The 25,780-nt window shown below is 72.1% G+C and carries 24 protein-coding genes and 1 tRNA gene; 20 read left to right on the forward strand and 5 right to left on the reverse strand.

Features of this window, described 5'->3' with window-relative positions:
* Positions 1-19 precede the first annotated feature (19 nt).
* The 3 genes from FDM97_RS05470 to FDM97_RS05480 form a co-directional block, all read right to left on the reverse strand.
* Positions 20-1,003, reverse strand: a complete 984-nt coding sequence (locus FDM97_RS05470; RefSeq protein ID WP_137989126.1) for a PD-(D/E)XK motif protein — start codon at positions 1,001-1,003, stop codon at positions 20-22.
* The gene (locus FDM97_RS05475; protein ID WP_137989127.1) at positions 996-2,543 is read right to left on the reverse strand and encodes an ATP-binding protein; all 1,548 of its coding nucleotides are present in this window, start codon (positions 2,541-2,543) and stop codon (positions 996-998) included. The genes FDM97_RS05470 and FDM97_RS05475 overlap by 8 nt, the downstream gene beginning before the upstream one ends.
* A 100-nt stretch (positions 2,544-2,643) precedes the next feature.
* Positions 2,644-3,663 (reverse strand): SEC-C domain-containing protein, encoded by a 1,020-nt coding sequence (locus FDM97_RS05480; RefSeq protein ID WP_137989128.1) that lies wholly within the window; start codon positions 3,661-3,663, stop codon positions 2,644-2,646.
* 63 nt (positions 3,664-3,726) lie between these two features.
* Here FDM97_RS05480 and FDM97_RS05485 point away from each other — a divergent pair, with 63 nt between their 5' ends.
* From FDM97_RS05485 to FDM97_RS05505, 5 genes are all read left to right on the forward strand, one after another.
* A complete protein-coding gene (locus FDM97_RS05485) occupies positions 3,727-4,506 on the forward strand; it encodes a class E sortase (protein WP_254705514.1) in 780 nt (259 codons plus the stop codon).
* A gap of 25 nt (positions 4,507-4,531) precedes the next feature.
* A complete protein-coding gene (locus FDM97_RS05490; RefSeq protein WP_137989129.1) occupies positions 4,532-4,825 on the forward strand; it encodes a DUF6412 domain-containing protein in 294 nt (97 codons plus the stop codon).
* An 81-nt stretch (positions 4,826-4,906) separates the two neighbouring features.
* On the forward strand, positions 4,907-5,575 hold the full coding sequence (locus FDM97_RS05495; protein ID WP_137989130.1) for a YidC/Oxa1 family membrane protein insertase: 669 nt from the start codon (positions 4,907-4,909) through the stop codon (positions 5,573-5,575).
* A 165-nt stretch (positions 5,576-5,740) separates the two neighbouring features.
* Positions 5,741-6,598: a fumarylacetoacetate hydrolase family protein gene (locus FDM97_RS05500; RefSeq protein ID WP_137989131.1), complete on the forward strand. Its 858-nt coding sequence runs from the start codon at positions 5,741-5,743 to the stop codon at positions 6,596-6,598.
* Positions 6,599-6,621: 23 nt separating this feature from the next.
* On the forward strand, positions 6,622-7,179 hold the full coding sequence (locus tag FDM97_RS05505) for a Uma2 family endonuclease (RefSeq protein WP_137989132.1): 558 nt from the start codon (positions 6,622-6,624) through the stop codon (positions 7,177-7,179).
* 17 nt (positions 7,180-7,196) lie between these two features.
* On the opposite strand, the gene FDM97_RS05510 is transcribed toward FDM97_RS05505, so the two are convergent.
* Positions 7,197-8,276 carry a Gfo/Idh/MocA family oxidoreductase gene (locus tag FDM97_RS05510; protein WP_137989133.1) on the reverse strand — a complete coding sequence of 360 codons (1,080 nt, stop codon included), beginning with the start codon at positions 8,274-8,276 and terminating at the stop codon, positions 7,197-7,199.
* Between the two features lie 56 nt (positions 8,277-8,332).
* Between FDM97_RS05510 and FDM97_RS05515 the strand changes: the two genes are divergently transcribed.
* The 13 genes from FDM97_RS05515 (at position 8,333) to FDM97_RS05575 (ending at position 21,492) form a co-directional block, all read left to right on the forward strand.
* A complete protein-coding gene (locus FDM97_RS05515; protein ID WP_137989134.1) occupies positions 8,333-9,763 on the forward strand; it encodes an ROK family transcriptional regulator in 1,431 nt (476 codons plus the stop codon).
* Between the two features lie 125 nt (positions 9,764-9,888).
* Positions 9,889-10,686: a hypothetical protein gene (locus FDM97_RS05520; protein ID WP_137989135.1), complete on the forward strand. Its 798-nt coding sequence runs from the start codon at positions 9,889-9,891 to the stop codon at positions 10,684-10,686.
* 156 nt (positions 10,687-10,842) lie between these two features.
* A complete protein-coding gene (locus tag FDM97_RS05525; protein WP_137989136.1) occupies positions 10,843-11,658 on the forward strand; it encodes a GntR family transcriptional regulator in 816 nt (271 codons plus the stop codon).
* 140 nt (positions 11,659-11,798) lie between these two features.
* A complete protein-coding gene (locus tag FDM97_RS05530; RefSeq protein WP_137989137.1) occupies positions 11,799-12,920 on the forward strand; it encodes a TIGR03364 family FAD-dependent oxidoreductase in 1,122 nt (373 codons plus the stop codon).
* A gap of 5 nt (positions 12,921-12,925) precedes the next feature.
* Complete coding sequence (locus FDM97_RS05535; RefSeq protein WP_137989138.1) at positions 12,926-13,603, forward strand: phosphonatase-like hydrolase; 678 nt, start codon at positions 12,926-12,928, stop codon at positions 13,601-13,603.
* Positions 13,600-14,715 (forward strand): ABC transporter ATP-binding protein, encoded by a 1,116-nt coding sequence (locus FDM97_RS05540; protein ID WP_137989139.1) that lies wholly within the window; start codon positions 13,600-13,602, stop codon positions 14,713-14,715. Before FDM97_RS05535 ends, FDM97_RS05540 begins: the two co-directional genes overlap by 4 nt.
* A 16-nt stretch (positions 14,716-14,731) precedes the next feature.
* Positions 14,732-15,640 carry a 2-aminoethylphosphonate ABC transporter permease subunit gene (locus tag FDM97_RS05545; RefSeq protein WP_137989140.1) on the forward strand — a complete coding sequence of 303 codons (909 nt, stop codon included), beginning with the start codon at positions 14,732-14,734 and terminating at the stop codon, positions 15,638-15,640.
* Positions 15,627-16,424, forward strand: coding sequence for an ABC transporter permease (locus FDM97_RS05550; protein WP_137989141.1), 798 nt, complete (start codon positions 15,627-15,629; stop codon positions 16,422-16,424). The genes FDM97_RS05545 and FDM97_RS05550 overlap by 14 nt, the downstream gene beginning before the upstream one ends.
* Positions 16,425-16,438: 14 nt before the next feature.
* Positions 16,439-17,515, forward strand: a complete 1,077-nt coding sequence (locus FDM97_RS05555) for a 2-aminoethylphosphonate ABC transporter substrate-binding protein (RefSeq protein WP_137989142.1) — start codon at positions 16,439-16,441, stop codon at positions 17,513-17,515.
* Positions 17,516-17,662: 147 nt separating this feature from the next.
* Positions 17,663-19,198, forward strand: coding sequence for an alkaline phosphatase family protein (locus FDM97_RS05560; protein ID WP_137989143.1), 1,536 nt, complete (start codon positions 17,663-17,665; stop codon positions 19,196-19,198).
* Between the two features lie 82 nt (positions 19,199-19,280).
* Positions 19,281-20,060: an HAD-IIA family hydrolase gene (locus FDM97_RS05565; protein ID WP_137989144.1), complete on the forward strand. Its 780-nt coding sequence runs from the start codon at positions 19,281-19,283 to the stop codon at positions 20,058-20,060.
* Between the two features lie 92 nt (positions 20,061-20,152).
* Positions 20,153-20,818 carry a PT domain-containing protein gene (locus FDM97_RS05570; protein WP_137989145.1) on the forward strand — a complete coding sequence of 222 codons (666 nt, stop codon included), beginning with the start codon at positions 20,153-20,155 and terminating at the stop codon, positions 20,816-20,818.
* 41 nt (positions 20,819-20,859) lie between these two features.
* On the forward strand, positions 20,860-21,492 hold the full coding sequence (locus FDM97_RS05575) for a class F sortase (RefSeq protein ID WP_137994674.1): 633 nt from the start codon (positions 20,860-20,862) through the stop codon (positions 21,490-21,492).
* 266 nt (positions 21,493-21,758) lie between these two features.
* Here the strand turns inward: FDM97_RS05575 and FDM97_RS05580 are convergent.
* Positions 21,759-21,832, reverse strand: a tRNA-Lys gene (locus FDM97_RS05580).
* A 184-nt stretch (positions 21,833-22,016) separates the two neighbouring features.
* Between FDM97_RS05580 and FDM97_RS05585 the strand changes: the two genes are divergently transcribed.
* Complete coding sequence (locus FDM97_RS05585) at positions 22,017-23,387, forward strand: peptidoglycan-binding protein (protein WP_137989146.1); 1,371 nt, start codon at positions 22,017-22,019, stop codon at positions 23,385-23,387.
* Between the two features lie 1,089 nt (positions 23,388-24,476).
* Entirely contained in the window at positions 24,477-25,778 is a 1,302-nt protein-coding gene (locus FDM97_RS37065) for an SPFH domain-containing protein (protein ID WP_432816194.1), read from the forward strand.
* The last annotated feature ends 2 nt before the right edge of the window (positions 25,779-25,780 follow it).

Below are 25,780 nucleotides of genomic sequence, written 5' to 3' on the forward strand. Positions count from 1 at the left end.
AGAGGGGTACACGGGCGATTCACGGAAGGCGAAGCCCGGCCAGGTCCACCGGGGCACCGGGCGTGGGCGCGAGCCCGGTGACATCGGTTTCGTAGCGCACGGCGGAGATCCGCTCGAGTGTGGCGGCGGCGAGCAACTCGGGACTGAGGCGAGGCACGGACTCGGCTGCCAGGACCAGGGCCTCGTCCCGAGGCGTCCAGCGCTCGTCGTCCTCACGTTCGGCCGACCACCCGGACCGCTCCAGCGCGGAGTTCAGTCGGGCCAGAGCTGCCGGCGCCTGTTTCGTCACTGCACCGCGCACCGCGTGGACCGACTCGGAGAGCGTGCGGCCACCCGCACCGCCCCGGGTCAGCCGGAGCGAGGCGAACCACAGAGGCCGGTCGGGAGCGGGTTGCAGCTGGCCGATCCCGTGGATCACGTGTCGTCGCCGTTCCGCCGCGGTCGTCTTCACCTCGATGTCGAAGTCCACGAGGGCGAAGTCGTGTTCCTCGCCGTACGGGCCGGTCCACGCCTCGACGGCCGTCTGCCAGCCGTACCTCTCGGCGAGCCGGGACAGCATCGAGAGCTCGCCCAACAGGCCGATCCGGCGTTCGACGCTCATCGCCCGAGGACGGTCGAGCAGCGAGCCCCAGCCCTCCACGGTCTCGACGAAGGCACCGTCGAGCGGACGGTTCTTCGTGACGATCCGATCGGCCACGGCAAGCAGCATGTCGTGGAAGTCGCGCATCAACTCGACCTGTGTGGTTCGGATGCGGGCCATCCGCAACCCCTTGTGGACCACCACCTGATCGATGCGGACGGCGGGCAGCGAGGAACGGGGCGGCTGCTGGTTCCGGCCGAGCTCGACGAACAGAGCGATGTCCCGACCGCCGTGCCCTATCTCGTACGAGACGACGGGATGCTTGTCGGCGGCGGACAGACGGTAGCTCGCGCCGAGTCCTTCTCCCAGGTAATGCTCCACCGTCGACCAGGACAGTGCCGCGCCGCCGGCCGACTCAGTCATCGTCCGCCACCCGATTCAGTTCGGCGCGGGCCGCCGCGACCAGGACGGACTGCCACAGCTGCAGGTTGTCCTTCTCGCGGCTGCCGCTGTACTCCTTCTCGAAGACCCCGTGGAGCAACAGGTACATGAGCGACTTGAGGGTCGGGGCGTCGTTGAGCCCGCCCCGACGACCGCCGAGGATCGCGGCACGATAGTGGTGGTTGAGGATGATCGTCCGGTTCTCACGATCGATCTCGAAGAACGTGCTGTTGTCGATCTTCTGCCAGCGGACGGCGATCGGCTCCTCGCCGGGTATGAGCGGCAGTTCGTCCTCGATGGCCTCCCGCACGGACGACTCGAAGCCCTTGCCCGCCGGTATCACGGGCTTGCGGGTCGTACCAGTCCGCTTCCGTGCCTCCCTGTACGTCGCGTCGGCATCCGCCACGTACTGGGAGAACGTACGCCCGTCGGAGCCCACCGCGGACTCCAGGGCCGTCACGAACTCCGGAGAGGTGTCGACGCCGTCCTTCTTCACCGTGAGACGGAACACCTCGGAGGCCATTGCGTCGTCGGGCAGATCGACGGCGACGCGCGCGAGGGCAAGATGCTGTTCGGGCTGACGGAAGTTGTTCCAGCCACCGGCCTGGACCAGGCGGTCGTGCCGGTAGAAATAGAAGCCCTGCCGGTCGATGACCGTGCCGACGGCTTTGAACTCGTCGTTGTTCGACTTCGGCGGCCAGATGTGCGCAGCCATGGTGATCGGGTCGACGGAGGGGATGGCGGCAACGAAATCGTGCGCGTAATCGGGGTGCCCGCTGACCGGGTAGGCGAACGGGTCGAGCGGCTGGACACCGAAGTTCATGTATTCGACACCGGTGGACACGTCCTCGACGGCGATGGTGATGTTGAAGTCGTCGCGAGCCAGGAAACGGTGCAGATGCAGGCCGAGGTGGAGCCCCAGCTTGTTGATCGTGCGGTGCAAGTACCGATCCGTCTGGCCGCCACCACCGGTCTGCGGGAAGTTCTTGACAGCGTCCCAGCGGATCACGGTGCCCTGCCAGACGATCGGGCAGTCGTAGTAGCGGTCGATGAGCTGCTGGGCGTAGTCCGGCGCGACGATGTCGCATTGATAGCCGGTCACAGCCCGCTCCATCGTCCAGCGCCGCCCTGCCGGTGCCGCTGCTCGCGTTCGTCGCACCTTGCTGACCACGGTGACGGCACCGGCGTGACTGAGCGAGGCGGACTTCAATCCGGTGCCGAACATCCCGAGTGCTCGGGAGTCGTAGTCGCGGCGACCACCGACGGTCATCGCGACGTCCAACTCGTCCTCGTCCATGCCCTTGCCGTCGTCGACTATGAGCAGGCTGACAAGTCTGTCGCCGTCGCGCAGGAAGTGGATCACGACGTCCTTGGCGCCGGCGTCGATGGAGTTGTCCACCAGGTCCGCGACCGCCGCCTCGAAGCCGTAGCCCTGACTGCTGAGGGCCTCCATGTAGCGAGCGTCCGGAGGCAGGCGCTTGCTGCCGGTGGTGGGTACTTCGAACTGCCACTCAGTCGTCATGTCTCGCCTTGGGATACGCGCGCTACACCTGATCAAGCGACCCTAATGGACGGCGCTGACATCGACAGCCGGTTGGGTAGTTGTGCCCGGCCCGGGGCGGCTACTCCGCCCCGTGGCACTCCCCGTACGTCCGCCCCGACCCGCACCAGCAGGCCGCGCCCCGGGCCGGGGGCCAGGCCGTCGCACGCCCACGGGCCGCCAGGGTGGTGGCGTACTGGGGGAGCAGGTCGGCGTTGGAGGGGGAGGAGGACTCGGAGGCGGCGAAGGCCTCGTAGGAGGGGACCGTGGCCGGGACGATGCCGAGGTTGGGGGTGCCGGCCGCGGACAGTTCGCGGAGGGAGGCCTCGATGTCCGTGAGGTGGGCGCGGTAGGTGGGGTACTCGGATTCGAGTTCCGGGTACGACGCGAGGAGCTCGTCCAGTTCCGGCTCCGGCCAGTGGAGGACCGCCACCGGGAAGGGGCGGGAGAGGGCCGTGCGGTAGGAGCCCAGTTCGCTGCGGAGGCGGGTGATCTCGGCCTGGAGTTCCGCCGGGTCCGAGGAGCCCAGCGACCACAGGCGCTTCGGGTCGTGGAGCTCGTCCAGGGGGACGTCAGCCGTGTGGAGGTTGTCCGCCAGGGTGTCCCAGGCGTCGTGGGGGAGGGCCAGCATGCGGCGGACCCGGTGGCGCGTGGTGAGCAAGGAACGCGTGGGGTGGGGGAGGGAGTCCCCGGAGTCCCCGGAATCGGCCGTCGCTGCCAGCAGGGCCGCCGCCTCCGTCGCCACCGTCTCCGACAGCTCCAGCTCGTCGTGGGACTCGAGTGTCTCCGCGATGATCTCCCACGGGGCCGCCTCCGCCGGGCGCGCGGCACGGACGCCCTCGATGATCGCGCGTGCCTCCGCCTCGTGGCCGTACTCCCACAGGTTCGCCGCCTTGAGGGCGCGGATGAGGTGGGGGTTCACGGGAGCGGCGGAGGAGAGGAGGGTGTCGTACAAGGCCGTCGCCCGCGCGCGCTCGCCCGCCAGTTCCAGGTGGGCCGCCGCCTGGAGCAGCAGGGGCTCCTGGTCCTCGGGGTACTGAGCGGCGGTGCGCAGCAGGCGCTCGGCTTCGGTGGCGTGGTCGGCAGGCGTGTCGGGGCGCATGCTGACCACCGTACTGCTGTACGGCCCTGGAGAGTTGGCGCCTCAGCCCTTATCGTGCCCCGCGTGCGGGACAGGGTGCCGGTCGTCGTCCAGACACGCGGGGTGCGGAGCACGCCCGCCCGCGTCCTGTGGGTGTGCGCCGAGGCGGTCGTCACCTGCGGGGTTGTTCTGCTGCTTCTTGTCGTTCATCAGCTCTGGTGGACCAACGAGCAGGCCCGTGCCGAGGCCGGCGAACAGGTCCGCGTCCTTGAGGAGGAGTGGCGGGAGTGGGGGGAATCACCTCCTGAGGCCCCCCAGGCGTCGGAGGCTCCGGTGGCCTCCGTGGCGCCCGTGCCCCCCGCCGCCCCGGTAGTGCCCGAGGCCTCCGTGAACCCCGCCCCTCCGACGACGGCCCCCGCCCGCTCCTCCGCCGCCTACGCCGTCATCCGCATCCCCCGCATCGGCGTCACCGCCCCCATCGCCCGCGGCATCGGCAAGAGGTCGGTCCTCGACAAGGGGTACGTGGGGCACTACCCGGGCACCGCCGCGCCCGGCCGGCCCGGGAACGTCGCCCTCGCCGGGCACCGCAACACCCACGGCGAGCCCTTCCGGTACATCAACCGGCTCGCCAAGGGGGACCGCATCCACATACGCACCCGGGAGCGCGAGTACGTCTACGTCGTCGACCAGGTCCTGCCGCAGACCGCCCCCCGCGACACCGGCGTCATCCAGCCCGTACCCCGCTCCCTCGTCAAGCCCTCCTACGGGTACTCCGACCCCGGCTCCTACCTGACCCTGACGACATGTACGCCCGAGTTCAGTTCCGCCTACCGCCTCGTCGTGTGGGCGAGACTCCTACAATGAGGAGAGGCATGGGAGGGGGGGCACGATGATCGGGAATCTGATCCTGCGCGTTGTCGCGCCGCTCTTCTCCCTCCTCGCCCTCGCCGATCTGCTGCTCTCCGACGGCGCCTCCGTCTCCGCCGCCGTCGCCCTCGCCGCGACCACCGTCGTCTGCGGCCTGATCGGCGCCCGTACGGCCCCGGTCGTGCCCCCGACCCGGGTACGAACCGCCCTGCGCGACCGTGAGCAACGCACCGCCTTCCTGCCGCAGCGCGACCCCGATGCCCGGGGGCGCCGCAGGCCGCGAGCACCCGGCCGTCCCCTCCCGACGGCCGCGTAGCGAACCAGAGGTCTCCTGCGCGGATTCCGTCATGCCGACCCGTACGTCTTCCGGCACGACGAGACCCCTCGGAGGGCTCCCATGTCCGTTTTCGCTTCCCTGGTCGAGCAGCTCGCCGACCTGCTCCAGCCGCTCTTCGCCACCACCGCGACCGCCGCCGCGATCGTCCTGTTCACGATGGCCGTACGCCTCGCGATCCACCCCCTCTCCCGGGCCGCCGCCCGCGGCCAGAAGGCCCGCACCGTGCTCGCCCCGCAACTCGCCGACCTGCGCAAGAAGCACGCCAAGAACCCCGAGCGGCTGCGGAAGGCGGTCATGGAGCTGCACGCCGAAGAGAAGGTCTCGCCGCTCTCCGGCATCCTGCCCGCGCTATTCCAGCTCCCCGCCTTCTTCCTGCTGTACCACCTGTTCTCGAGTGACCGGATGGCCGGGCACAGCCTCTTCGCCGCCCCGCTCGGCGACCGCTGGACCGACGCCCTCGGCCAGGGCGGGGTCTTCGGTCCGGCCGGGCTCGTATACGTCGTGATGTTCGGGATCGCCGCCGCCGTGGCGGCCTTCTCCTACGGGCGGGCCAAGCGGCAGCTGGCCGCCTCCCCGCTGGAGGGGCCGGGCGCCGGGGCCATGGCCAAGGTGATGCCGCTGCTGTCCTTCGGCACGATCCTCACCGTCGCGATCGTGCCCCTCGCCGCCGCGCTCTACATCGTGACCAGTACCGCCTGGAGTGCCGTGGAGCGAGCGCTGCTCTACTGACAGTGCTGCTGACCGGCTGCGACGGGCGGCATCCGCTACTGGCGCGTAAGGGTCCGATCCGTGAACGGGGTCTTGCAGAGTGGTCTCTTCTCTTGGAGGATCGACCAATCCTCCGATGGCCGCACTCCATCGGCCGGGGCTCACCTCGACCACAGGGAGAAGACCATGAAGCTGCTGCGAGTCGGTCCGGCGGGTGCCGAGCGTCCCGCCCTGCTCGACGAGGAAGGGACGCTGCGCGATCTGTCCGCCCTGGTCGACGACGTCGACGGCAGCCTGCTCGCCGACGAGTCCGCGCTCGACCGGATCCGGGCCGCCGTCGCCGCCGGGGTCCTGCCCGCGCTCGACGCGGCCGGGCTGCGGGTCGGCCCGCCGGTCGGCCGGATCGGCAAGGTCGTGTGCATCGGGCTGAACTACCACGGCCACGCGGCCGAGACCGGCGCGGCGACCCCCGCCGAGCCGGTCGTCTTCCTCAAGGCCGCCGACACGGTCGTGGGCCCCGACGACACCGTGCTCGTACCGCGCCGCAGCACCAAGACGGACTGGGAGGTGGAGCTGGCGATCGTCATCGGCCGCACCGCCCGCTACCTGGAGACCGACGAGCAGGCGCTCGCGCACGTCGCCGGGTACGCGGTCGCCCACGACGTCTCGGAGCGCGAGTTCCAGATCGAGCGCGGCGGCACGTGGGACAAGGGCAAGAACTGCGAGACGTTCAACCCGCTCGGCCCGTGGCTGGTCACCGCCGACGAGGTGCCGGACCCGCAGACCCTCGGCCTGCGGCTCTGGGTCAACGGCGAGCTGAAGCAGGACGGCAACACCTCCGACCAGATCTTCGGCGTCGCGGAGGTCGTACGGTACGTCAGCCAGTTCATGACCCTGTACCCCGGCGACATCATCAACACGGGTACGCCGGCGGGCGTGGCGATGGGGCAGCCGGAGCCGAAGCCGTATCTGCGGGCCGGTGACGTGGTGGAGCTGGAGATCGACGGGCTCGGGCGCCAGCGCCAGGAGCTCAAGGACGCGTAGGCTGGTGCCCCGAGGAGGGCACCATGACTGTTACGCATTCCGAAGTGACGCTCGACGAGTTTGAGGCGTTCGATGCTGCGTCTCCTGAGAGCCTTCACGTCGAGTTGATCAACGGGAGGCTCATCGTGACTCCGGCTCCGGATGGAGACCACGACGAGAATGTGATGTCGGTCGGCGATCAGGTGCGGGCACATGACCCGGGCCTGCGCGTGTACCAGGAGCGCGGTCTCGCGGTGCCTGCGTACCGTGCGGGGCGCGCGCGCGTCGACGGGGCCGTCGCTCCTGCCGGGTACTTCCGAGGGCAACCGTCCTGGTCGGACCCGTCAGGAGTGCTCCTCGTCATCGAGGTGACGTCGGGGCGGGAAGCAGACGCTGAAGTCGATCGGGTCGACAAGCGCGACGCTTACGCCCAGGCCGGGATCCCGGCATATCTGCTCATCGACCGGCATCGCGGCGAGGCTGTTGTGCACCGGGAGCCCTCGGCGGGCCGCTATCGCCACGAATGCCGCGCAGTTTTCGGGGCGAAGCTTCAGCTGCCCGAGCCGTTCGGCTTCGAGCTGGACACTTCCGAACTGGCCTAACTGCCGCAGGCCTCGCCTCAGCCGAGCTGGATCGTGATCCCCTCGCGAGCCGAGCGGCGGGCCGCCTCCAGGACGTCGAGGGCGGCCGCGGCCTCGTGGGCGGTGACCGGGTTCGTACCGGTTCCGCGTACGGCGGCGGCGACGGCCGCATAGTACGCCGGGTAGTCGCCCGGCAGCGTCTCGACCGGGTCGCCGCCGCCCGTCAGCGGGGACTCCCCCGCGCCGAGGGTGCCCCACATCGACTCCGGCTCCACGCCCCACGGCCTTCCGGGCGCCGGGCGCAGGCCCTCGCGCAGGTCGGCCTCCTGGGGGTCGAGTCCGTACTTCACGAATCCGGCGCGCGAACCCAGGACGCGGAAGCGGGGGCCGAGCTGGGCGGTGGTGGCGCTCACGTAGAGGTGGGAGCGGACGCCGTTCGCGTGGGTGATCGCGAGGAAGGTGTCGTCGTCGGCCTCGGCGCCGGGGCGGCGGACGTCCGACTCCGCGTACACGCGCACCGCCGGACCGAAGAGGACCAGGGCCTGGTCGACGACATGGCTGCCGAGGTCGTAGAGCAGCCCGCCGATCTCCTCCGGGGCGCCGGACTCGCGCCAGCCGCCCTTGAGCTGCGGGCGCCAGCGCTCGAACCGGGACTCGAAGCGCTGGACGTCACCGAGCGCGCCGTCCGCGAGGAGCGCGCGGAGCGTACGGAAGTCGTTGTCCCAGCGGCGGTTCTGGAAGACGGACAGGAGCAGGCCGCGCTCCTCGGCGAGCGCGGCCAGCTCGCGCGCCTCGGCGGCGGTGCCGGCGACCGGCTTGTCGACGACGACCGGGAGGCCCGCCTCCAGGGCGGCGGTGGCGAACGCGACGTGCGTCTTGTTGGGGGAGGCGACGACGATCAGATCGAGCTCGTCCGCCCGCGCCCACAGCGCGTCGGGGGAGTCCACGACCCGTACGCCGGGATGCGCGGCGCGGGCCTGGGCCTGGCGCTCCGGGTTGCCGGTCGTGACCGTGTCGAGGACGAGGCCCTCGGTGGAGGCGATCAGCGGGGCGTGGAAGACGGAGCCCGCGAGGCCGTAGCCGACGAGTCCGACGCGGAGCGGAGCGGTGCCAGTCATGGACCTCACTTAAGCAACGCTGTTGCCAAAGTGCAAGCGCGGGAGACAATGGCGTCGTGAACAGGAGTGTCAGAAGTGTCAGGGGTGTCAGGGCCGCTACGGGGGTCAACCTGCCGGCGCTGCGCAGCCACAACGCGGCGCTGGTGCTCGATCTGCTGCGGACGGCCGGGGGCGCTGGGATCAGCCGCCTCGAGCTGGCCGAGCGGACCGGGCTCACCCCACAGGCGGTCAGCAAGATCACGGCACGGCTGCGGGCGGAGGGCCTGGCACGGGAGGCGGGCCACCGCGCCTCGACCGGCGGCAAACCGCGGACCCTCCTGCGGCTGGTCCCGTCGGCGGCGTACGCGGTCGGGGTGCACCTCGACCGCGACGAGCTGACGGCCGTCCTGGTGGACCTGGCGGGGGTACGGGTGGCGCTGCGGCGGACCCGCCTCGACCTCGGCGCGGGCGCGGACGTGGTGTTGGGTGCGGTCGAGCGGGAGGTGGGGGGCCTGCGCGAGGGCTGGGTTCCCCGGGGGGAGGCCGGGCGGGGGGCCTTGGACGCCGTGGACACCGTGGATGCCTCCGGCGCCTCTGACACCTCTGGGGGCCGGGAGGTCCCGGAGCTCTCGGAGGTCCCGGAGCTCTCGGAGGTCCCGGCGGTCCCGGCGGTCCCGGAGGTCCCGGCGGTCCCGGAGGCCGGCGAGGGCCGGGGAGCCCGCGAGGTCGGCGGAGGCCGTGAGGCACGTGAGGTACGTGGGGCGCGCGAAGGCCGCGAGGCCGTCGAGGCCCGCGAGGACCCCGACGCGCCGGAGGCCCCCACCACCCCCACCACCCCCACCACCCCCACCACCCCCACCACCCCCACCACCCCCACCCTCCTCGGGGTCGGGGTCGCCATGCCCGGGCCGCTCGATCACCTCACCGGGGTCCCGGGGCGGGTCACCGGGTGTCCGGAGTGGGACGGGGTTCCGGTACGGGAGGAGCTCGCGCGGCGGCTCGGGTTGCCCGTCGCGCTCGACAAGGACACCAACGCCGCCGCCCTCGGGCTCGCGCTCCAGGCGCCCGTCGCCGACTCGTTCGCGTATCTCCATCTCGGTACGGGGCTCGGCTCCGGTCTCGTCCTCGGCGGCGCCCTCCACCGGGGGGCCAGGACCGGGGCGGGGGAGTTCGGGCATCAGACCGTCCAGCTCGACGGGCCGCCGTGCGGCTGCGGCGGCCGGGGCTGTCTGGAGGTCCTGTGCCTGGCGGCCGTGGCCCGGGGCGACGTCCCCGAGGCGGCGCGGATCCTCGGCATCGGCGCCGCGAATCTCGTACGGCTCCTCGACATCGACCGGGTCGTCCTCGGCGGCCGGGCCGTCACCGAGGCCCCCGAGGCCTTCGCGCACGGCGTCGGCGCGGTCCTCGCCGGGGCCGGGCTGAGCACACCGGTCTCGGGCACCGCCACCCCGTACGCCGTCGCAGAGGGGGCGGCGCAGCTGATCCTCGCGCCGGTCTTCGGAAAATAGGCTGATCGGACGGATCGTGTGGGCCGTCCGGGGCGGGGCCGCCCGTCGCTGCCGCGCCCGGGCGGGGCGGGGTGGCAGGGTCGCGGCCGTCCCGTACGCCCACGAGCAGCAAAGGCATCCGCCCCATGCGACTGCGCAACGCCCTTGCCCTCGGAGTGACCGCGGCGACGACCGGAACCGCCGTCCTCGCCCTGGCCGTCGCCCCCTCCTCCGCGGACCCCGGCCGCGGCTCCGGCTCCGGTTCGGAGGGCCGGGGCAAGCCCCCCACCTGCGGCAAGGCGACGGACCCCGACTTCCCCATGGACACCCGGATCCACGGCGGCCCCGGCGACTACGTCCCCGGCGAGGCCTTCCGCACCTTCGAGCTCGACCTCACCAACACCACCACCGAGCCCTGCCGCGGCATCCATCCGGTCCTGGCGCTCGCCGACCGGGACCGGGTCCTCAAGCCGGCCCAGATCCAGCTCGACTTCTACGACTCCGAGGCCCGCCGCTGGCGCCCGGTGCGGTTCGAGGAGACCGAGGAGGACGAGAACATCGGCGTGTTCGGCGACTTCCCCGGCTTCGCCGTCCCCGCGGGCCGCACGGTCACCGTCAGCGTCCGGCTGGCGTTCCGCGCCGGCACCGCGCCCAACGAGGTCGTCGCCAACGCGGCGATCGTGCAGCGGCAGGGGGACGACGGCGACTGGGTCGGCGAGTCCGGCGACTACCGCCTGACCATCGCCGCCGAGGGAGCGGCCGGCGAGACGGACCCCACCCCCGAGGCGACCACGCCACCGAAGGGCGACACCGGCCTCACCCGCCCCGAACTCGCCCACACGGGCCCCGAGTCGGCCACCACCCTGGCCCCCGCCTCCGCCGCACTGCTGCTCACGGGAGCCGCACTGTCCCTCGCCGCCTGCCGCAGGATCCGGCGCGGCTAGGACTGGTCCTGTCGCCGAGCAGGTCGGATGAACCGCGTCCGTCGAGCGCCCGAGCGCCCGAACGGCCAGTCGCCCCAAGCTCGTCGCCCGGCCCCCGCACCCCCACGCCACTCGCCGTACACCCTCCCGTTCATCCCCATCTGCGAGCATCTCCCCGTGGACAACCCGAACCATCCGAGCGACCAGGCACCCGGTGCCCCCATCCGCTCCGGCATCCCCGAGCACGGCCGCATTCCCAAGTACTACGCGGTGAAGGCGAAAGTCGCCTCGCTGATCGACGAGTTGGGCGAAGGCGGGCTGCTGCCCACCGAGCGGGATCTCGCCGTCCGGTACGAGGTCTCCCGGGAGACCGTCCGTCAGGCTCTGCGTGAACTCCTCCTGGAGGGACGGCTGCGGCGCCAGGGGCGCGGGACCGTCGTCGCCGGGCCCAAGCTGGAGCAGCCGCTCTCGCTCGCCAGTTACACCGAGGGCGTACGCCGTCAGGGCCGTCGCCCCGGCCGCGGCCTGATCTCTCTCGACCGCTTCCCCTGCCCCGACGCCCTCGCGCCCGAGGTCGGGGTCCGGCGAGGCGAGCCCGTCTGGCACATGGAGCGCGTGCTGCTCGCCGACGACGAGCGGGTCGGCCTGGAGAGTACGTACGTCTCCGAGGCCCGCGCCCCGCGCCTCGACAAGGACTTCGACCCCGACTCCTCCTTCTACGCCTACCTCCGCGAGGAACTCGGCATCACCTTCGGCGACGCCGACGAGCGGATCGAGACCGTGCTCGCCACCCCCCGCGAGGCCCTGCTCATCGGCACCCCGCCCGCGCTCCCGATGCTGCTGATCCACCGGATCTCCCGGGACACCGCCGGCCGCCCCCTGGAACGCGTCCGCACGCTCTACCGCGGCGACCGCTTCAGCTTCACCGCGCATCTCGGCCACCAGGGCCAGGCCCAGGGCCAGGCCCAGGACCAGGGCCAGGACCAGGGCTGACGGCGACTCCCCGCGACATACGCACCCCTCCCGTATGATCACAGAAAGGTAACGGGTCTAGGCCAAGCTTGTCAGGGCGTTCACCGACCCGTCGTCGCCCGGACGCGTCCGGGCCACTCGTCGCCGCGAGCGTGACGGGCATGAAGGTGATCGTCGTAGGAGCCGGCGTGGTGGGAACCATGCACGCCTGGCACGCAGTGGAACGCGGCCACGAGGTCGTACACATCGAGCGCGAGGCCGAGGCGCGCGGGGCCTCGCTCCGCAACTTCGGCCAGATATGGGTGAGCGGCCGCGCGGGCGGAGAGGAGCTCGACACCGCGCTGCGCGCCCGCGAACTGTGGGAGGGCATCGGCGCCCGCGTCCCCGAGCTCGGCTTCCGGGCGATCGGCTCCCTCACCCCCGTACGCAACGCCCTGGAGCTGGCCGTCGCCGAGGCCGCCCTCGCCCGCCCCGACGCCGCCGCCCGCGGCTACAAGCTGCTGACGGCCGACGAGGCGCGGGCGCACAACCCCGCCCTGCGCGGCGCGTTCGAGGCCGCCCTGTTCTGCGAGCGGGACGCGGCCGTCGAGCCCCGCACCGCCCAACTCGCCCTGCGCGAGGCCCTGCTGGCCTCCGGGAAGTACACGTTCCTGCCGAACCGCGAGGTACGGGACGTCATAGGCGAGAACGCCGTACGGGACGACCACGGCCAGACCCACACCGGCGACGCCGTCGTCCTCTGCACCGGCGCCTGGCTCGGCGGTCTCGTCCGCGAGATCGCCGGCGAGATCCCGGTCCGCCGCGTCCGGCTGCAGATGATGCAGACCGACCCGCTCGGCGAACCGCTCACCACCTCCGTCGCCGACGCGGACTCCTTCCGCTACTACCCGGCGTACGCGTCCGAGGCGCTGGACGCCCTCGACTCCGGGCAGGCGCAGGACCCGACCGCCGCCGCCCACAAGATGCAGCTGCTGATGGTCCAGCGCCTCGACGGCGGACTGACCATCGGCGACACGCACGAGTACGAGCACCCCTTCGCCTTCGACACCCTCGAAGACCCCTACGAGCATCTCACCCGCGTCGTCGAGTCCTTCCTCGGCCGCCCGCTGCCGAAGATCCGGCGCCGCTGGGCGGGCGTGTACGCGCAGTGCACCGACACCAGCCGGGTCGTGCACCGCCGGCAGGTCCGCGACGGCGTGTGGCTGGTGACGGGACCCGGTGGGCGCGGCATGACCTGCTCGCCCGCCATCGCCGAGACGACCGCGAACGAACTGGGCTGGTGAGCGGCATGACCGAACGGAACCTTGTCGTACTGGACATGGCGGGCACCACCGTCGCCGACGGCGGCCTCGTCGAGCGGGCCTTCACGGCGGCCGCCGAGCGCCTCGGCGAGGACCCCGCCACGATGATCGACTACGTCCGCGCCACCATGGGCGAGTCCAAGATCTCCGTCTTCCGCCACCTCTTCGGCGGCGACGAGACCCGCGCCCGGCAGGCCAACCTCGCCTTCGAGGAGGCGTACGGGGAGCTGGTCGCCGGCGGCCTGATGGCGCCGGTCCCCGGCGCGGCCGAGGCGATCGCCGAGCTGAGGCGGCAGGGCCGGACGGTCGTCCTGACCACCGGGTTCGCCCGGGTCACCCAGGACGCGATCCTCGACGCGCTCGGCTGGCGGGACCTGGTCGAGCTGACCCTCTGCCCGGCGGACGCGGGCGGCCGGGGGCGCCCGTATCCGGACATGGTCCTCGCCGCCTTCCTCCGTACCGGAGTCGTGGACGACGTCCGGCAGATCGTGGTCGCGGGCGACACGTCGTACGACATGCTCAGCGGGGTCCGGGCGGGCGCCGGGATCGTGGCGGGCGTGCGGACGGGGGCGCACGACGAGACCGCGCTGCGGAAGCACGGCGCCACGCACGTCCTCGCCTCGGTCGCGGAACTGCCCGCGCTGCTCGCGGAGTCGGGGACATGACCACCGGAACCGGAAGCGGAACCGGAACGGGAACGGGAAGCGGGATCCGCTTCGACGGCGTCACCGTCGCGTACGGCCACCACACCGTGCTCGACTCGCTCGACCTGACCGTCGAGCCCGGCGAGGTCATGGCCCTGCTCGGGCCCTCCGGCTCCGGCAAGACGACCGCGCTGCGGGCGGTCGCCGGGTTCGTCCAGCCCGCCTCCGGGCGGGTGTTCATCGGCGACCGCGATGTCACGGCCCTCCCGCCGCACAGGCGGGGGATCGGGATGGTCGTGCAGCAGTACGCGCTCTTCCCGCACATGAGGGTCGAGGACAACGTGGCTTTCGGCCTGAAGGCGCAGAGGGCACAGAAGGCGCAGAAGGCGCAGAAGACGCCGAGGGGCGAGATCGCCGGGCGGGTCGCCGAGGCCCTGGAGATGACCGGGATGGCGGCCTACGCCCGGCGCTACCCGCGCGAGCTGTCCGGCGGACAGCAGCAGCGCGTCGCCATCGCGCGGGCGCTGGCCATCCGGCCGAACGTGCTGCTGCTCGACGAGCCGCTGTCCGCGCTGGACGCGCAGCTCCGCTCCGGGATGCTGGCGGAACTCGCCCGTCTCCACCGCGAGTTGCCCGACGTCTCGATCCTGTACGTCACCCACGACCAGGTCGAGGCGCTCACCCTCGCCGACCGGATCGCCGTCATGGACAAGGCCCGGCTCCAGGACTGCGGCACGCCGCAGGACCTGTACCGCCGTCCTCGTACGGAGTTCACGGCGTCGTTCGTCGGCAACGCGAACCTGCTGCCGGTGACGGTCGGGGCGGGTGGGATCGCCTTCGAAGGTACGGAGCTCAAGGTGCCGGTCCTCGACGCGGCGCCCGGTTCCCCGGCCACGCTGTGCGTACGACCGCACCTCGTCGGCCTCGGCGACGGGCCGAACGCCTTGCGGGGGCGGATCGCCGAGGTCCAGTGGCGGGGCTCGACGCACCGCCTGTACGTCGACGTCCAGGGCCACCGCGTCACAGCGGACGTCCGGGAGCTCCGGGAGACGCCGGCACTTGGGGACGAGGTCACGCTGCACTTCGCACCGGAGGACGGGGTGCTGCTGGGGGCCGGGGTGACCGATGGGTAGCCCCGCGGAGCCGCTCATGAAGCCTGAACGCGCACGTGGCGTGGAGAACGAGCCGCCCAGCGCTCGCCGTGGCGCGGGCCCCGCTTCCGCAGGGGACGCCGGCGCGGGACGCGTCCCGCGTCGCGTGCCCGCATGGCTCTGGGCCGTTCCGCCCGTCGTCGCCCTCGGGCTCGTCTTCCTCTATCCCCTCGCCCTCGTCGTCCGGGAGTCCCTCGCCCCCGGCGCCTACGCCGACGTGTTCTCCTCGGACACCTTCCGCGAGGCCCTGGTCACCACCGTCTGGCTGGCCGTCGGCTCCACCGTCGGGTGCCTGGTCCTCGGGTTCGTCCTGGCCCTCGTCATCGCGTTCGTGCCGTTCCCCGGCGGGAAGGCGGTGTCGAAGTTCATCGACGTCTTCCTCTCCTTCCCGTCCTTCCTGATCACGCTCGCCCTGCTCTTCCTCTACGGCACGGTCGGCATGGCCAACGGCGTGTGGACGGACCTCACGGGCGCCGAGCCCGGCACCGGGCCCTTCCGGTTCCTGACCACCCCCTGGGGTGTCCTCCTCGCCGAGATCACGTACTTCACGCCCTTCGTGATGCGCCCCCTCCTCGCCGCGTTCTCGCAGATGGAGACCGCCCAGCTGGAGGTGGCCTCCTCCCTCGGCGCGCGGCCGCTGCGGATCGTGCGGCAGGTGATCCTGCCCGAGGCGCTGCCGGCGCTCGCCGCCGGCGGGAGTCTCGTCCTGGTCATGTGCCTCAACGAGTTCGGGATCGTCCTCTTCACCGGCGCCAAGGGCGTCACGACACTCCCGATGCTCGTCTACGGCAAGGCGATCCTCGAGTCCGACTACGCCGCCGCGTGCGTGGTCGCCGTCGTCAACGTCGCGATCTCCGTCGGTCTCTACGGCCTCTACCGGGTGGTGAGTCGTCGTGTTGGTGCATAGCCGTACGGGCCGGTGGACCGCCTGGGTCCTCTTCGCAGTCCTCTTCGTGCCGCTTTTCGCCCTGCCCCTCCTCGTGATCCTCGCCGCCTCGTTCTCCACGCACTGGTCCGGCGCCTTTCCCTCCGGGCCCACGGCCGGGCACTACACGGCGGCCGTGCGCGGCGAGTCGCTCCAGGCGCTGACCACCAGCCTGGTCACCGCCGTCACCGCGAGCGTGCTCGCGCTGACCATCGGCGCCTGGGCGGCGCTCGCCGCGGCCGCCCTCCGTGCCAAGGGCAGGAGGCTCCTCGACGCGCTGTTCGTGCTGCCGGTCGCCGTGCCCTCGGTGGTCGTCGGACTCGCCGTCCTGGTGGCCTTCTCGCAGCCGCCCGTGCTCCTGAACGGCACGCGCTGGATCGTGGTCCTCGCGCACACGATTCTTGTCACGGCGTTCGCCTACCAGTCGGTCGCGGCCGCCATCCTCCGTCTCGACCCGATGTACGAGCAGGCGGCGGCCAGTCTCGGCGCCCGCCCCTCGTACGTCCTGCTCCGGGTGAAGCTGCCGCTCCTGCTGCCGTCCCTGAACGCGGCCGCCGGGCTCTGTTTCGCCCTGTCCATGGGCGAGTTGAGCGCCACGATGATGCTCTACCCGCCGGACTGGCTGCCGCTTCCGGTGCTGATCTTCACCGCCACCGACCGCGGCTCCCTCTTCACCGGCTCCGCGCTCGCCGTGGTCCTCATGGCCGCGACCCTGCTCGTCCTGCTCGCCGTCTCCCGTATCCGTACCAGAGCTTCCTTCCGTTAGGAGAAAACGACGTCATGCGTACGTACGCCAACCCGATCGCCGCCACGGTCATCGGCAGCCTCGCCCTCACCGCCACGCTCACCGCCACGCTCACCGCCTGCGGCGGTTCCTCGGGCACCGCATCCGACGAGAAGATCGTCACCGTCTACAGCGCCGACGGCCTCAAGGGCGAGAAGGGCGACGGCTGGTACGACAAGGTCTTCGCCGACTTCGAGAAGCAGACCGGCATCAAGGTCAAGTACGTCGAGGGCGGTTCCGGCGAGATGGTGCAGCGCGCCGTCCGCGAGAAGAACAACACGCAGGCCGATGTCATCGTGACCCTGCCGCCCTTCATCCAGCAGGCCGACTCCAAGGGGCTGCTGCAGTCCTACACCCCCCAGGGCGCCGACCAGGTCAGCGGCGCCGACAAGGCCGCCGACGGCAAGTGGACCTCGGTCGTCAACAACTACTTCGGCTTCATCTACAACAAGGAGCAGCTGAAGCAGGCCCCCACGACCTGGGAGCAGCTCCTGGATCCCTCGTACAAGAACAAGCTGCAGTACTCCACGCCCGGTGTCGCGGGCGACGGAACGGCCGTCGTCATCAAGGCGATGCACGACTTCGGCGGCCAGGAGCCGGCGATGGAGTACCTGAAGAGGCTCCAGGCCAACAACGTCGGCCCGTCCTCCTCCACCTCCAAGCTCGCCCCCAAGGTCGACAAGGGCGAGATCCTCGTCGCCAACGGGGACGTCCAGATGAACTTCGCCCAGTCCAAGTCCATGCCGAACCTCGGCATCTGGTTCCCGGCCAAGGACGGCGGCAAGCCGACCAGCTTCGCCCTGCCGTACGCCGCCGGCCTGGTGAACAAGGCCCCGCACGGCGAGAACGGCAAGAAGCTGCTCGACTTCATGCTCGGCGAGCAGGCCCAGCGCGAGGTCAGCGCGATCGGCGGCGGCTTCCCGGCCCGCAAGGACGTCAAGGCCACCGACGCCAACGCGATCGAGCTGGCGAAGCTGATGGAGGGCGTCGAGATCTTCGAGCCGGACTGGGCGGACGTCGACAAGAACCTCAAGGCGTACGTCGACGCGTGGAAGTCCGCGACCGGCAGCTGAGAGTTCACCGCACGGTTCTGGAATCCCCTCCCATGTAGCGGAAAGATAACGGGTACGGACCAAGGTGCCAACGCACCAACGCACCAACGCCCCCGAGGAGTCGGGGGCGTTGGCATGCCGCCACCCCCATTCACGGAGGAAACGAAGATGCCGATCACCGGCATATCCCGTCGCACCGTGCTCGCCGCCGCAGGCGCCACCACCGCCCTCGCCGCCACGGGCGCCGTCACCGCGCCCGCCGCCCACGCCGCCTCCCCCACGCTCCCGAACGGCACGAGCAAGGACAAGGTGCTCGTCGTCGGCATGGACGGCGTGCGCCACGACAGGATCGACGCCGCCAAGGCCCCCACCCTCAAGTCCCTGATGGCGAACGGGACGTACGGCCTCTCCCTGCTCTACGCCAACCCGATGGCCGCGACCTCGTCCGGCCCCGGCTGGTCCACGATCTCCACCGGCGTCTGGCCCGACAAGCACGGCGTGAAGGACAACACCTTCACCGGCAAGAACTACGCGGCCTACCCCGGATTCCTGGCCCGGCTGGGCCAGATCCGCCCCGACCTCTCGCTCTTCGCCGCCGTCGACTGGCCCGAGCTGGACACCCACGGCACGGTCACCCCCGGCGCCGACGCCAAGCTCGTCTACAACAACAACTACGCCGTCAACGACAAGGTGATCACCGACATCACCGAGGACATCCTCCGCAACCAGAACCCGGACGTCCTCTTCGTCTACTTCGGCGAGACCGACGCGGCCGGCCACAGCTACGGCGCCGCCAGCCGGCGCTACCTCGACGCCATCGACGTCCAGGACGGCTACCTCGGCCGGCTGCTGACCGCGATCAAGGCCCGCCCCGCCTACGCGACCGAGCGCTGGACCGTCATCGTCACCACCGACCACGGCCACACCGACGCCGGCGGCCACGGAGGCTCCGCCATCGAGGAGCGCCGCACCTTCGTCCTCGCCCAGGGCCCCGGGATCGCCGCCGGCGCCCGCCCCATCGACACCCGGCTCGTCGACGTCGCCGCCACCGTCTTCCACCAGCTCGGCATCGTCCCCGCCGCCTCCTGGGGCCTGGACGGCAAACCGATCCAGCAGCGCTCCACCGACCCCTTCGACGCGCTCCACGGATCGCTGAGCACCCGCGTCGACGAGACCGGCATCCCCACCGGCGTCCTCGGCTTCACCCACACCGCGCCCAGCGGCTGGTCCGTCATCAACAACGCCATGGGCACCGGCGGCATGGCCGAGTGGCGCGGCTGGGCCTTCGCCACCGACGAGTTCTGGTCCCGCACCCAGCGCGACCAGTCCCGTGAGCTCAACGTCCGCGCCCGCGGCGTCTTCGCCGTCGCCGACTCCGACGAGTGGGCCGACAAGTCCTTCTCCGGTACGTACGACTCGACCCTGGTCACGCCCGCGTACGGCGTCTCCGGCGCGACCCGGGTCACCCTGGACTTCACCACGTTCTACCGCCAGGAGGGCAGCCAGACCGCCCAGGTCCTCGCCTCCTTCAACGGCGGTACGCCGACCGTCGTCAAGAGCTACACCTCCGACGTCGTCTCCCAGCCGCAGTCGCTCACCGTCAACGTCCCCTCCGGGGCGTCCAGTGTGAGCTTCCGCTTCCGCTACACCGGGTCCAACAACTGGTACTGGGTGATCGACGGGGTCAAGGTCACGGCTTCCTGATTAGGCTGGGGGCGTCGCCACAGCGCTGTCGCGGCGCCCCCAGCACACCGCACGATTTCTGTACGGCAGGAGTCCGACGCACATGGCAGAGCGCAAGCCGATCGAATCCTGGCTCACCGACATGGACGGCGTCCTCATTCACGAGGGCGTTCCCATCCCCGGCGCCGACGCGTTCATCAAGAAGCTGCGGGAGACCGGGAAGCCGTTCCTGGTGCTCACCAACAACTCGATCTACACCGCCCGCGACCTGCACGCCCGCCTCGCCCGCATGGGCCTGGAGGTGCCGGTGGAGAACATCTGGACCTCGGCGCTCGCGACCGCCAAGTTCCTGGACGACCAGCGCCCCGGCGGCACCGCGTACGTCATCGGCGAGGCCGGACTGACCACCGCGCTGCACGACATCGGCTACGTCCTGACCGACCACGACCCCGACTACGTGGTCCTCGGCGAGACGCGTACGTACTCCTTCGAGGCCATGACCAAGGCCGTCAGGCTCATCAACGCCGGCGCCCGGTTCATCTGCACCAACCCCGACGAGACCGGCCCGTCCCTGGAGGGCCCGCTGCCGGCCACCGGCTCGGTCGCCGCCCTCATCACGAAGGCCACCGGCAAGGAGCCGTACTTCGCGGGCAAGCCGAACCCGCTGATGATGCGCACCGGCCTCAACGCCATCGGAGCGCACTCCGAGACCAGCGCCATGATCGGCGACCGGATGGACACCGACATCCTGGCCGGCCTGGAGGCGGGCATGCAGACCTTCCTGGTGCTCACCGGTCTGACGTCGCAGGCGGAGATCGACCGCTTCCCGTTCCGGCCCTCCAAGATCGTCGACTCGATCGCCGACCTTGTGGACCGCGTCTAGCGCGTCCAGCGCGTCTGGAAAGCCCCTGGTCGGACCCCTGCGGATGCGAGAAGGCCAGAACCGGGTGACCCTGCCAGTATCAGGAGGTCACGATGCGTTCAGGTCCCATTGCTCTCCGTGCCGCAGGGGCTGCGGCCCTGCTGGTACTGGCACCGGCGGCCGGTACCGCCTACGCCGGCGACGGGGTGAAGGTCACCGTCACCCCGTCCACCGCCGCGCCGGGCGCCGATGTCGACATCCGCGTCCAGGGCTGCAAGGGCACGACCGGTGTCGCCAGGTCCCAGGCCTTCGTCGCCGACGCCGAGCTCACCGGCCGTGACGGCGGCGACTTCCCGCTGTTCGGCGACACCACCGTCAAGTCGGGCCTGGAGAAGGGCACGTACAAGGTCAGTGTGACCTGCGACGGCCGGGAGCATCGTGACGTCGGCCTGATCCGCGTCCAGCACCGCAAGCCCGAGCCGACGCACCAGCCGACGCATCAACCGACGCATCAGCCCACCCATCAGCCCACCCACCAACCGACGCACCGGCCCACCCAGCACGCGAGCCCGATCGCCCCGGTCCGGGCCGGGGGCGGCGGTGCGGCCCTCGCGGTCCAGGCTCCGGCCGCACCGGGCGTCGCGCAGACCACCAGCGCGAACGGCCTCGGCACCCCGTACACCCTGGTCGGCCTGGGCCTCGCCGCCATCGCCGCCGTGGCCGTCGCCTTCCGCAGCGCACGCCGCCGCCGTACGGGCTCGGCCCCGGGCACGGACTGACGGCCGTGTCCTCCGCGCCCCGCCCGGCGGGCAGCGGGCGGATGTCGACCGGGGTGGCCTGGGCCGTCCTGCTCCTCGGGCTCTCGCTCTGGGGCCGCGAGATCGCCGACGGGCCCGGTGGCGCCTCGGCCCCGACCACCGGTGACATCGCCGCGGTCGGCCGCCCGCTCGGCGCCCCCCTGCCGCCCGCCCACCGCCCCATGAACCCCGCCGAGCCGCGCCGGGTGGAGATCCCCTCCCTCGGCATCGCGGCGCCGGTCGTCGGACGCGGCCTGGACGGTACGGGCGCGGTCGACCCGCCGCCCTTCGAGATGCCGCGCACGGTCGGCTGGTTCCGCACCGGCACCCATCCGGGCGCGGCGGGCGCGGCCCTCTTCGTCGGCCATGTCGACACCGCGACCAGGCCGGCCGTCTTCTACGCGCTGAGCTCCGCCCGCCCCGGCGCCACGGTGAAGGTGACCCGGACGGACGGCTCGATAGCCGTGTTCACCATCGACGACGTCCAGGTCTTCTCGCGCGAGAACTTCGACGCCCGGAAGGTGTACGGCCGGCGTCAGGCCGACCGCGCCGAGCTGCGCCTGATCACCTGCGGCGGGACCTTCGACCGCGCGACCGGTACGTACACGGCGAACGTGGTCGTCTCCGCGTACCTGACGGGAACGGCGAAGGCCTGATCACGGCCACGATCGGACCACCGGGCCCGGCCGGCGGGCCACGCCCCGCGCGCCCGACGGCCGGGCCGGTCCTCGACCGCGGGCGCACGGACTGCGGGAGAAGCCCGGCGCCGCCGCGGGAGGTTCGGGTTCCGCAACTCTAGAACGGGCGTCCGGTCCCGGCCCAGATCTCCTCCGCACGACCGGGGAGATGGCCGATTCCGTACGGGAGTTGGATGAACGAGTAGAGGCCCCCTCGCCGATGGTGAGGGGGCCTCTACTGTGCGTGCGCCGCCAGGGACTCGAACCCCGGACCCGCTGATTAAGAGTCAGCTGCTCTAACCAACTGAGCTAGCGGCGCCTGCTGACCTGCATAACTCTACCCGACGTCCGAGGGTGCTCCTGACCATTACCGATCGCCCCCGGCCTGTCGGATGGTCCTTTCGTAGCTTCGATCCGTCAAAATGCGATTTGTCCAGACAGTTGAGACACTGGCGCCCGTGCACCAGCGCCAAAAGATCTTGACGAGTGTGGAGGGGAATCGCATGAGTGTGCCGGTCTTCGAGGAGTTCGAGCCCGCGGCCGACTGCGGCTGCGCGGGCTGCGCCCAGCAGCGGCGCGATCATGCCCTTGGCCTGCCCGTACGGGCAGGCGGTCACCCGGCGGCGCACGGAGCGCGCCGCGCGCTGGTCCTGGTGACCGCGGCAGGCGTGGTCCTCGGCGGCGGGGGAGTGAGCGCGCTCGCCCGGCCGTCCGACCCGGCGGCGCCCGTCACCCCGGCGGACCTGACGTCGGAGACGGGTGCGGGCGCGGCGGCCACGGCCGCCGTACCCGGCCCCGACACCCCCCAGGGCGGCACCGGCCCGCTGCACGGAGCCCCCGGCCCCGGCGCGCAGCCGTCCCCCGTCGCCACTCCGACGACCAGTCAGATCACCACCCAGTCCCTGCGGAAGACCACCCGCGCCGAGATCATCAACCGCGCGAAGCGGTGGGTGAACGCCCAGGTCCCGTACTCGATGGAGAGGTACTGGTCCGACGGCTACCGCCAGGACTGCTCCGGCTACATCTCGATGGCGTGGAACCTGCGCGCCAACGAGTGGACCGGCAGCCTCGACCGCTTCGGCGAGCGGATCGACCGCACGGAGCTCCAGCCCGGCGACATCCTGCTCTTCCACAACCCGGCCAATCCGACCAAGGGCTCGCACGTCACGATCTTCGGCGGCTGGACGGACTACACCCACACCTCGTACATCGCGTACGAGCAGACCAAGCCGCGCACCCGCCGGCAGGCCACGCCGCTGGCGTACTGGAGCTACTCCGACCGCTACACGGCCTACCGGTACCGGGGCGTGGTGAGCGGCGGCAGCGCCGGCTCGACCACGACGGCGACGCCGTATCCGGGCTCGGCGATGTTCGGGCCGGGCGCGAACAACGCGTACGTCACCCAGCTCGGGCGGCTGCTCGTCCAGCGCGGCGGCAAGGCGTACTACAGCACGGGCCCCGGCCCGCGCTGGGGCGAGGCGGACCGGCGGGCGACCCAGGCGTTCCAGCGGGCGCAGGGCTGGAAGGGCAAGGAGGCGGACGGGATGCCCGGGCCGCATACCTGGCGCCTTCTGGTGGCGGGCCAGGGCAGGAGCATCGGCGGTTCGAGTGGTTCGGGCGGGTCAAGCGCCCATGTGGCGGGGTTCCCCGGGCGTGGCTACTTCCGTCCGGGCCAATCCAACGCATATGTGGAGAAGCTGGGCAAACAGCTGGTGAAGCGGGGCTACGGCAAGCACTACCTGTCGGGTCCCGGTCCGCGCTGGAGCGAGGCGGACCGTCGCAGTGTCGAAGCGTTCCAGCGGGCACAGGGATGGCGCGGCGGCGCGGCCGACGGCTACCCGGGCCCGGAGACCTGGCGGCGCTTGTTCCGATGACCCCGAGAGCATGAGGTGGACCCCATGACCGCATCGACCCCAACCCCCGACTCGGGCGCGGCGGCGAGCCGCGACGCGGCCCGCACGGCCCGCCGCCTGACGGACGAGCTCCGCGCGCGCCCGAGACCGTCGACCGTCGCCGGTACGGGGCCGACTCCGCCGGGCCCCGCGGCCGGTCCCGCGGTCGGTCCTGCGGTCGGCCCTGCGGGGGAGCGGGTGGGCCCGTCCGCCGCCCAGCCCCCGGCCGCGCCCGCCGCCCCGACCGCCCCGGAGCCCCGGCTCGTCACGCCGAGCGCCTTGGGCGGTCGGGAGCTGCGGCCGGGTACGCCGACCGCGGCTTCGACCCGTACGCCGGATGCGCTTCGGTCCGTCACCCCGACCGGCTCGGGCGGCGCGGAATCCCGGCCCGGTACGCCGACCGGCTCGGGCGTGACCGCGTTGGGTGGTCCCGAGCTTCGCTCCGGTACGCCGACCGGTTCGGGTGCGACAGCTCTGGGTGGTCCGGAGTCCCGGCCCGGTACGCCGGTCGGCCTGGGCGCGACCGCGTTGGGTGGTCCAGAGCTTCGCTCCGGTACGCCGACCGGTTCGGGTGCGACAGCTCTGGGTGGTCCGGAGTCCCGGCCCGGTACGCCGGTCGGCCTGGGCGTGACCGCGTTGGGGGGTCGGGAGCTGCGGCCCGGTGTGCCGACCGCGGCTTCGGTCGGTCCGGTCCTTCGGGCCGGTACGCCGACGGCCCCCGCAGGGTCGGCCGCGGCGACCCTTCCGGGTGCGTCGTCCGCTCCGGGCGCGCCGGGGGCCTGGTCCGATGACTCGGGTCCGTCCGTCGCGCGTGGGCCGGATGGGCTTCGGTCCGTCATCCCGACCGGCTCGGGCGGCCCGGAGTCCCGGCCCGGTGCGCCGACCGGCCTTGGCGCGACGGCCTTGGGCGGCCCGGAGCTTCGCTCCGGTACCCCGATCGGCTCGGGCGGCCCGGAGTCCCGCCTCGTCACGCCGACCGGCCTTGGCGCGACCGCGTTGGGCGGTCGGGAGCTGCGGCCGGGTACGCCGACCGCGGCTTCGGTCGGTCCGAGCGAGGTGGGCGAACACCCCGTGGGCTCCGGCGAAAGCGCCGCGCCCCCGGTGGACGCGCCCGGAGGCGTGCCCGATCTTCGGCGGATCGTCGGGGCCGGGGTGCGGGTCGTCGCCGTGCCGGTGGCCGCCGACATGAAGGCGCAGGCGCAGACCCTGCCCCCACCCCAGACCCCACCCCAGACCCAGCCCCCGACGCAGACCCAGGCCCGCCCCTCCGTCCGGCGCAGGACCGTGATCGGGGCCGAGACGACCGGGTCGATCCCCGTGCACCTGCTCTTCCGGGAGGAGCCGGACGACGACGGCGGCCCGGACACCGTCGCCATGGCACCCCCGGTGCCGGCCGCGTCCCCCACCCCCAAGGCCGTCATCCCCGCCCCCACCCGCTCCCATCCCGCCCGCCCCGCCCCCACGGCCGACCCCAAGCTCGTCGAGCGCGACGGCCCCGTCCTGCCCGGGTGGATCGGGGTCGTCGCCGGGATGCTGGCGCTCGCCGGGTGCGCGGCCGTCCTGTGGTGGACCGGGGCCGTGCCCGAGCAGCTCGCCCGGATGCTCCGGCTGCCCCCGCGTCCGTACCACGGCATCCACCTCGGACAGTGGGCCCTCCTCGCCCTCGGCGTGCTCATCACCCTCTTCTCCTTCGGCGGTCTCGGCCGCGGCCGCGTCGGCTACGCCTGGGTCCTCACCCTCTTCGGCGACTACCGCGGCAGCGTCCGCCGCACCGGTCTCGTCTGGATGAGCCCCCTCCTCCTGCGCCGCCGCGTCGACGTCCGCCTGCGCCACTGGCGCAGCGAGCCGCTCTCCGCGGTGGACGCCAAGGGCACCGCCCTCCATGTCGTCGTCCTCGTCGTCTGGCGCATCCGGGACACCGTCCGCGCCGCGCTCGGTGTCGACGGGCACGAGGAGTACCTGCGCGAGCAGGTCGAGGCGGCGATGGCCCGGGTCCTGTCCCAGCTTCCGGCGGACGCCTTCCACGAGGACGCCCCGACCCTGCGCGACGCGGAGGCCGTCGGCGAGGCCCTGACCCGGATGATCTCCGCGGAGTGCGCCCCGGTGGGGATCGACGTGTTCTCGGCGCAGCCGACCCGGATCGAGTACGCCCCCGAGATCGCGGCCGCGATGCAGCGGCGCCGGATCGCCGCGATCGACGCCAAGCACCGGGACAGCGTGCTGACCTCCGTCGTGGACGCGGTGGACGACGTGGTCCACCGGCTGACCACGCGTGGTCTCGTCGAGCTGGACGACTACGAGCGCAAGGCGCTGGTCAAGGACCTGACCGTGGCGTTCTACACCGGCCGCACGGCCTCCGGAGAAGGCGCGTGACC

This window comes from Streptomyces vilmorinianum, from assembly GCF_005517195.1.
Lineage (GTDB): Bacteria > Actinomycetota > Actinomycetes > Streptomycetales > Streptomycetaceae > Streptomyces > Streptomyces vilmorinianum.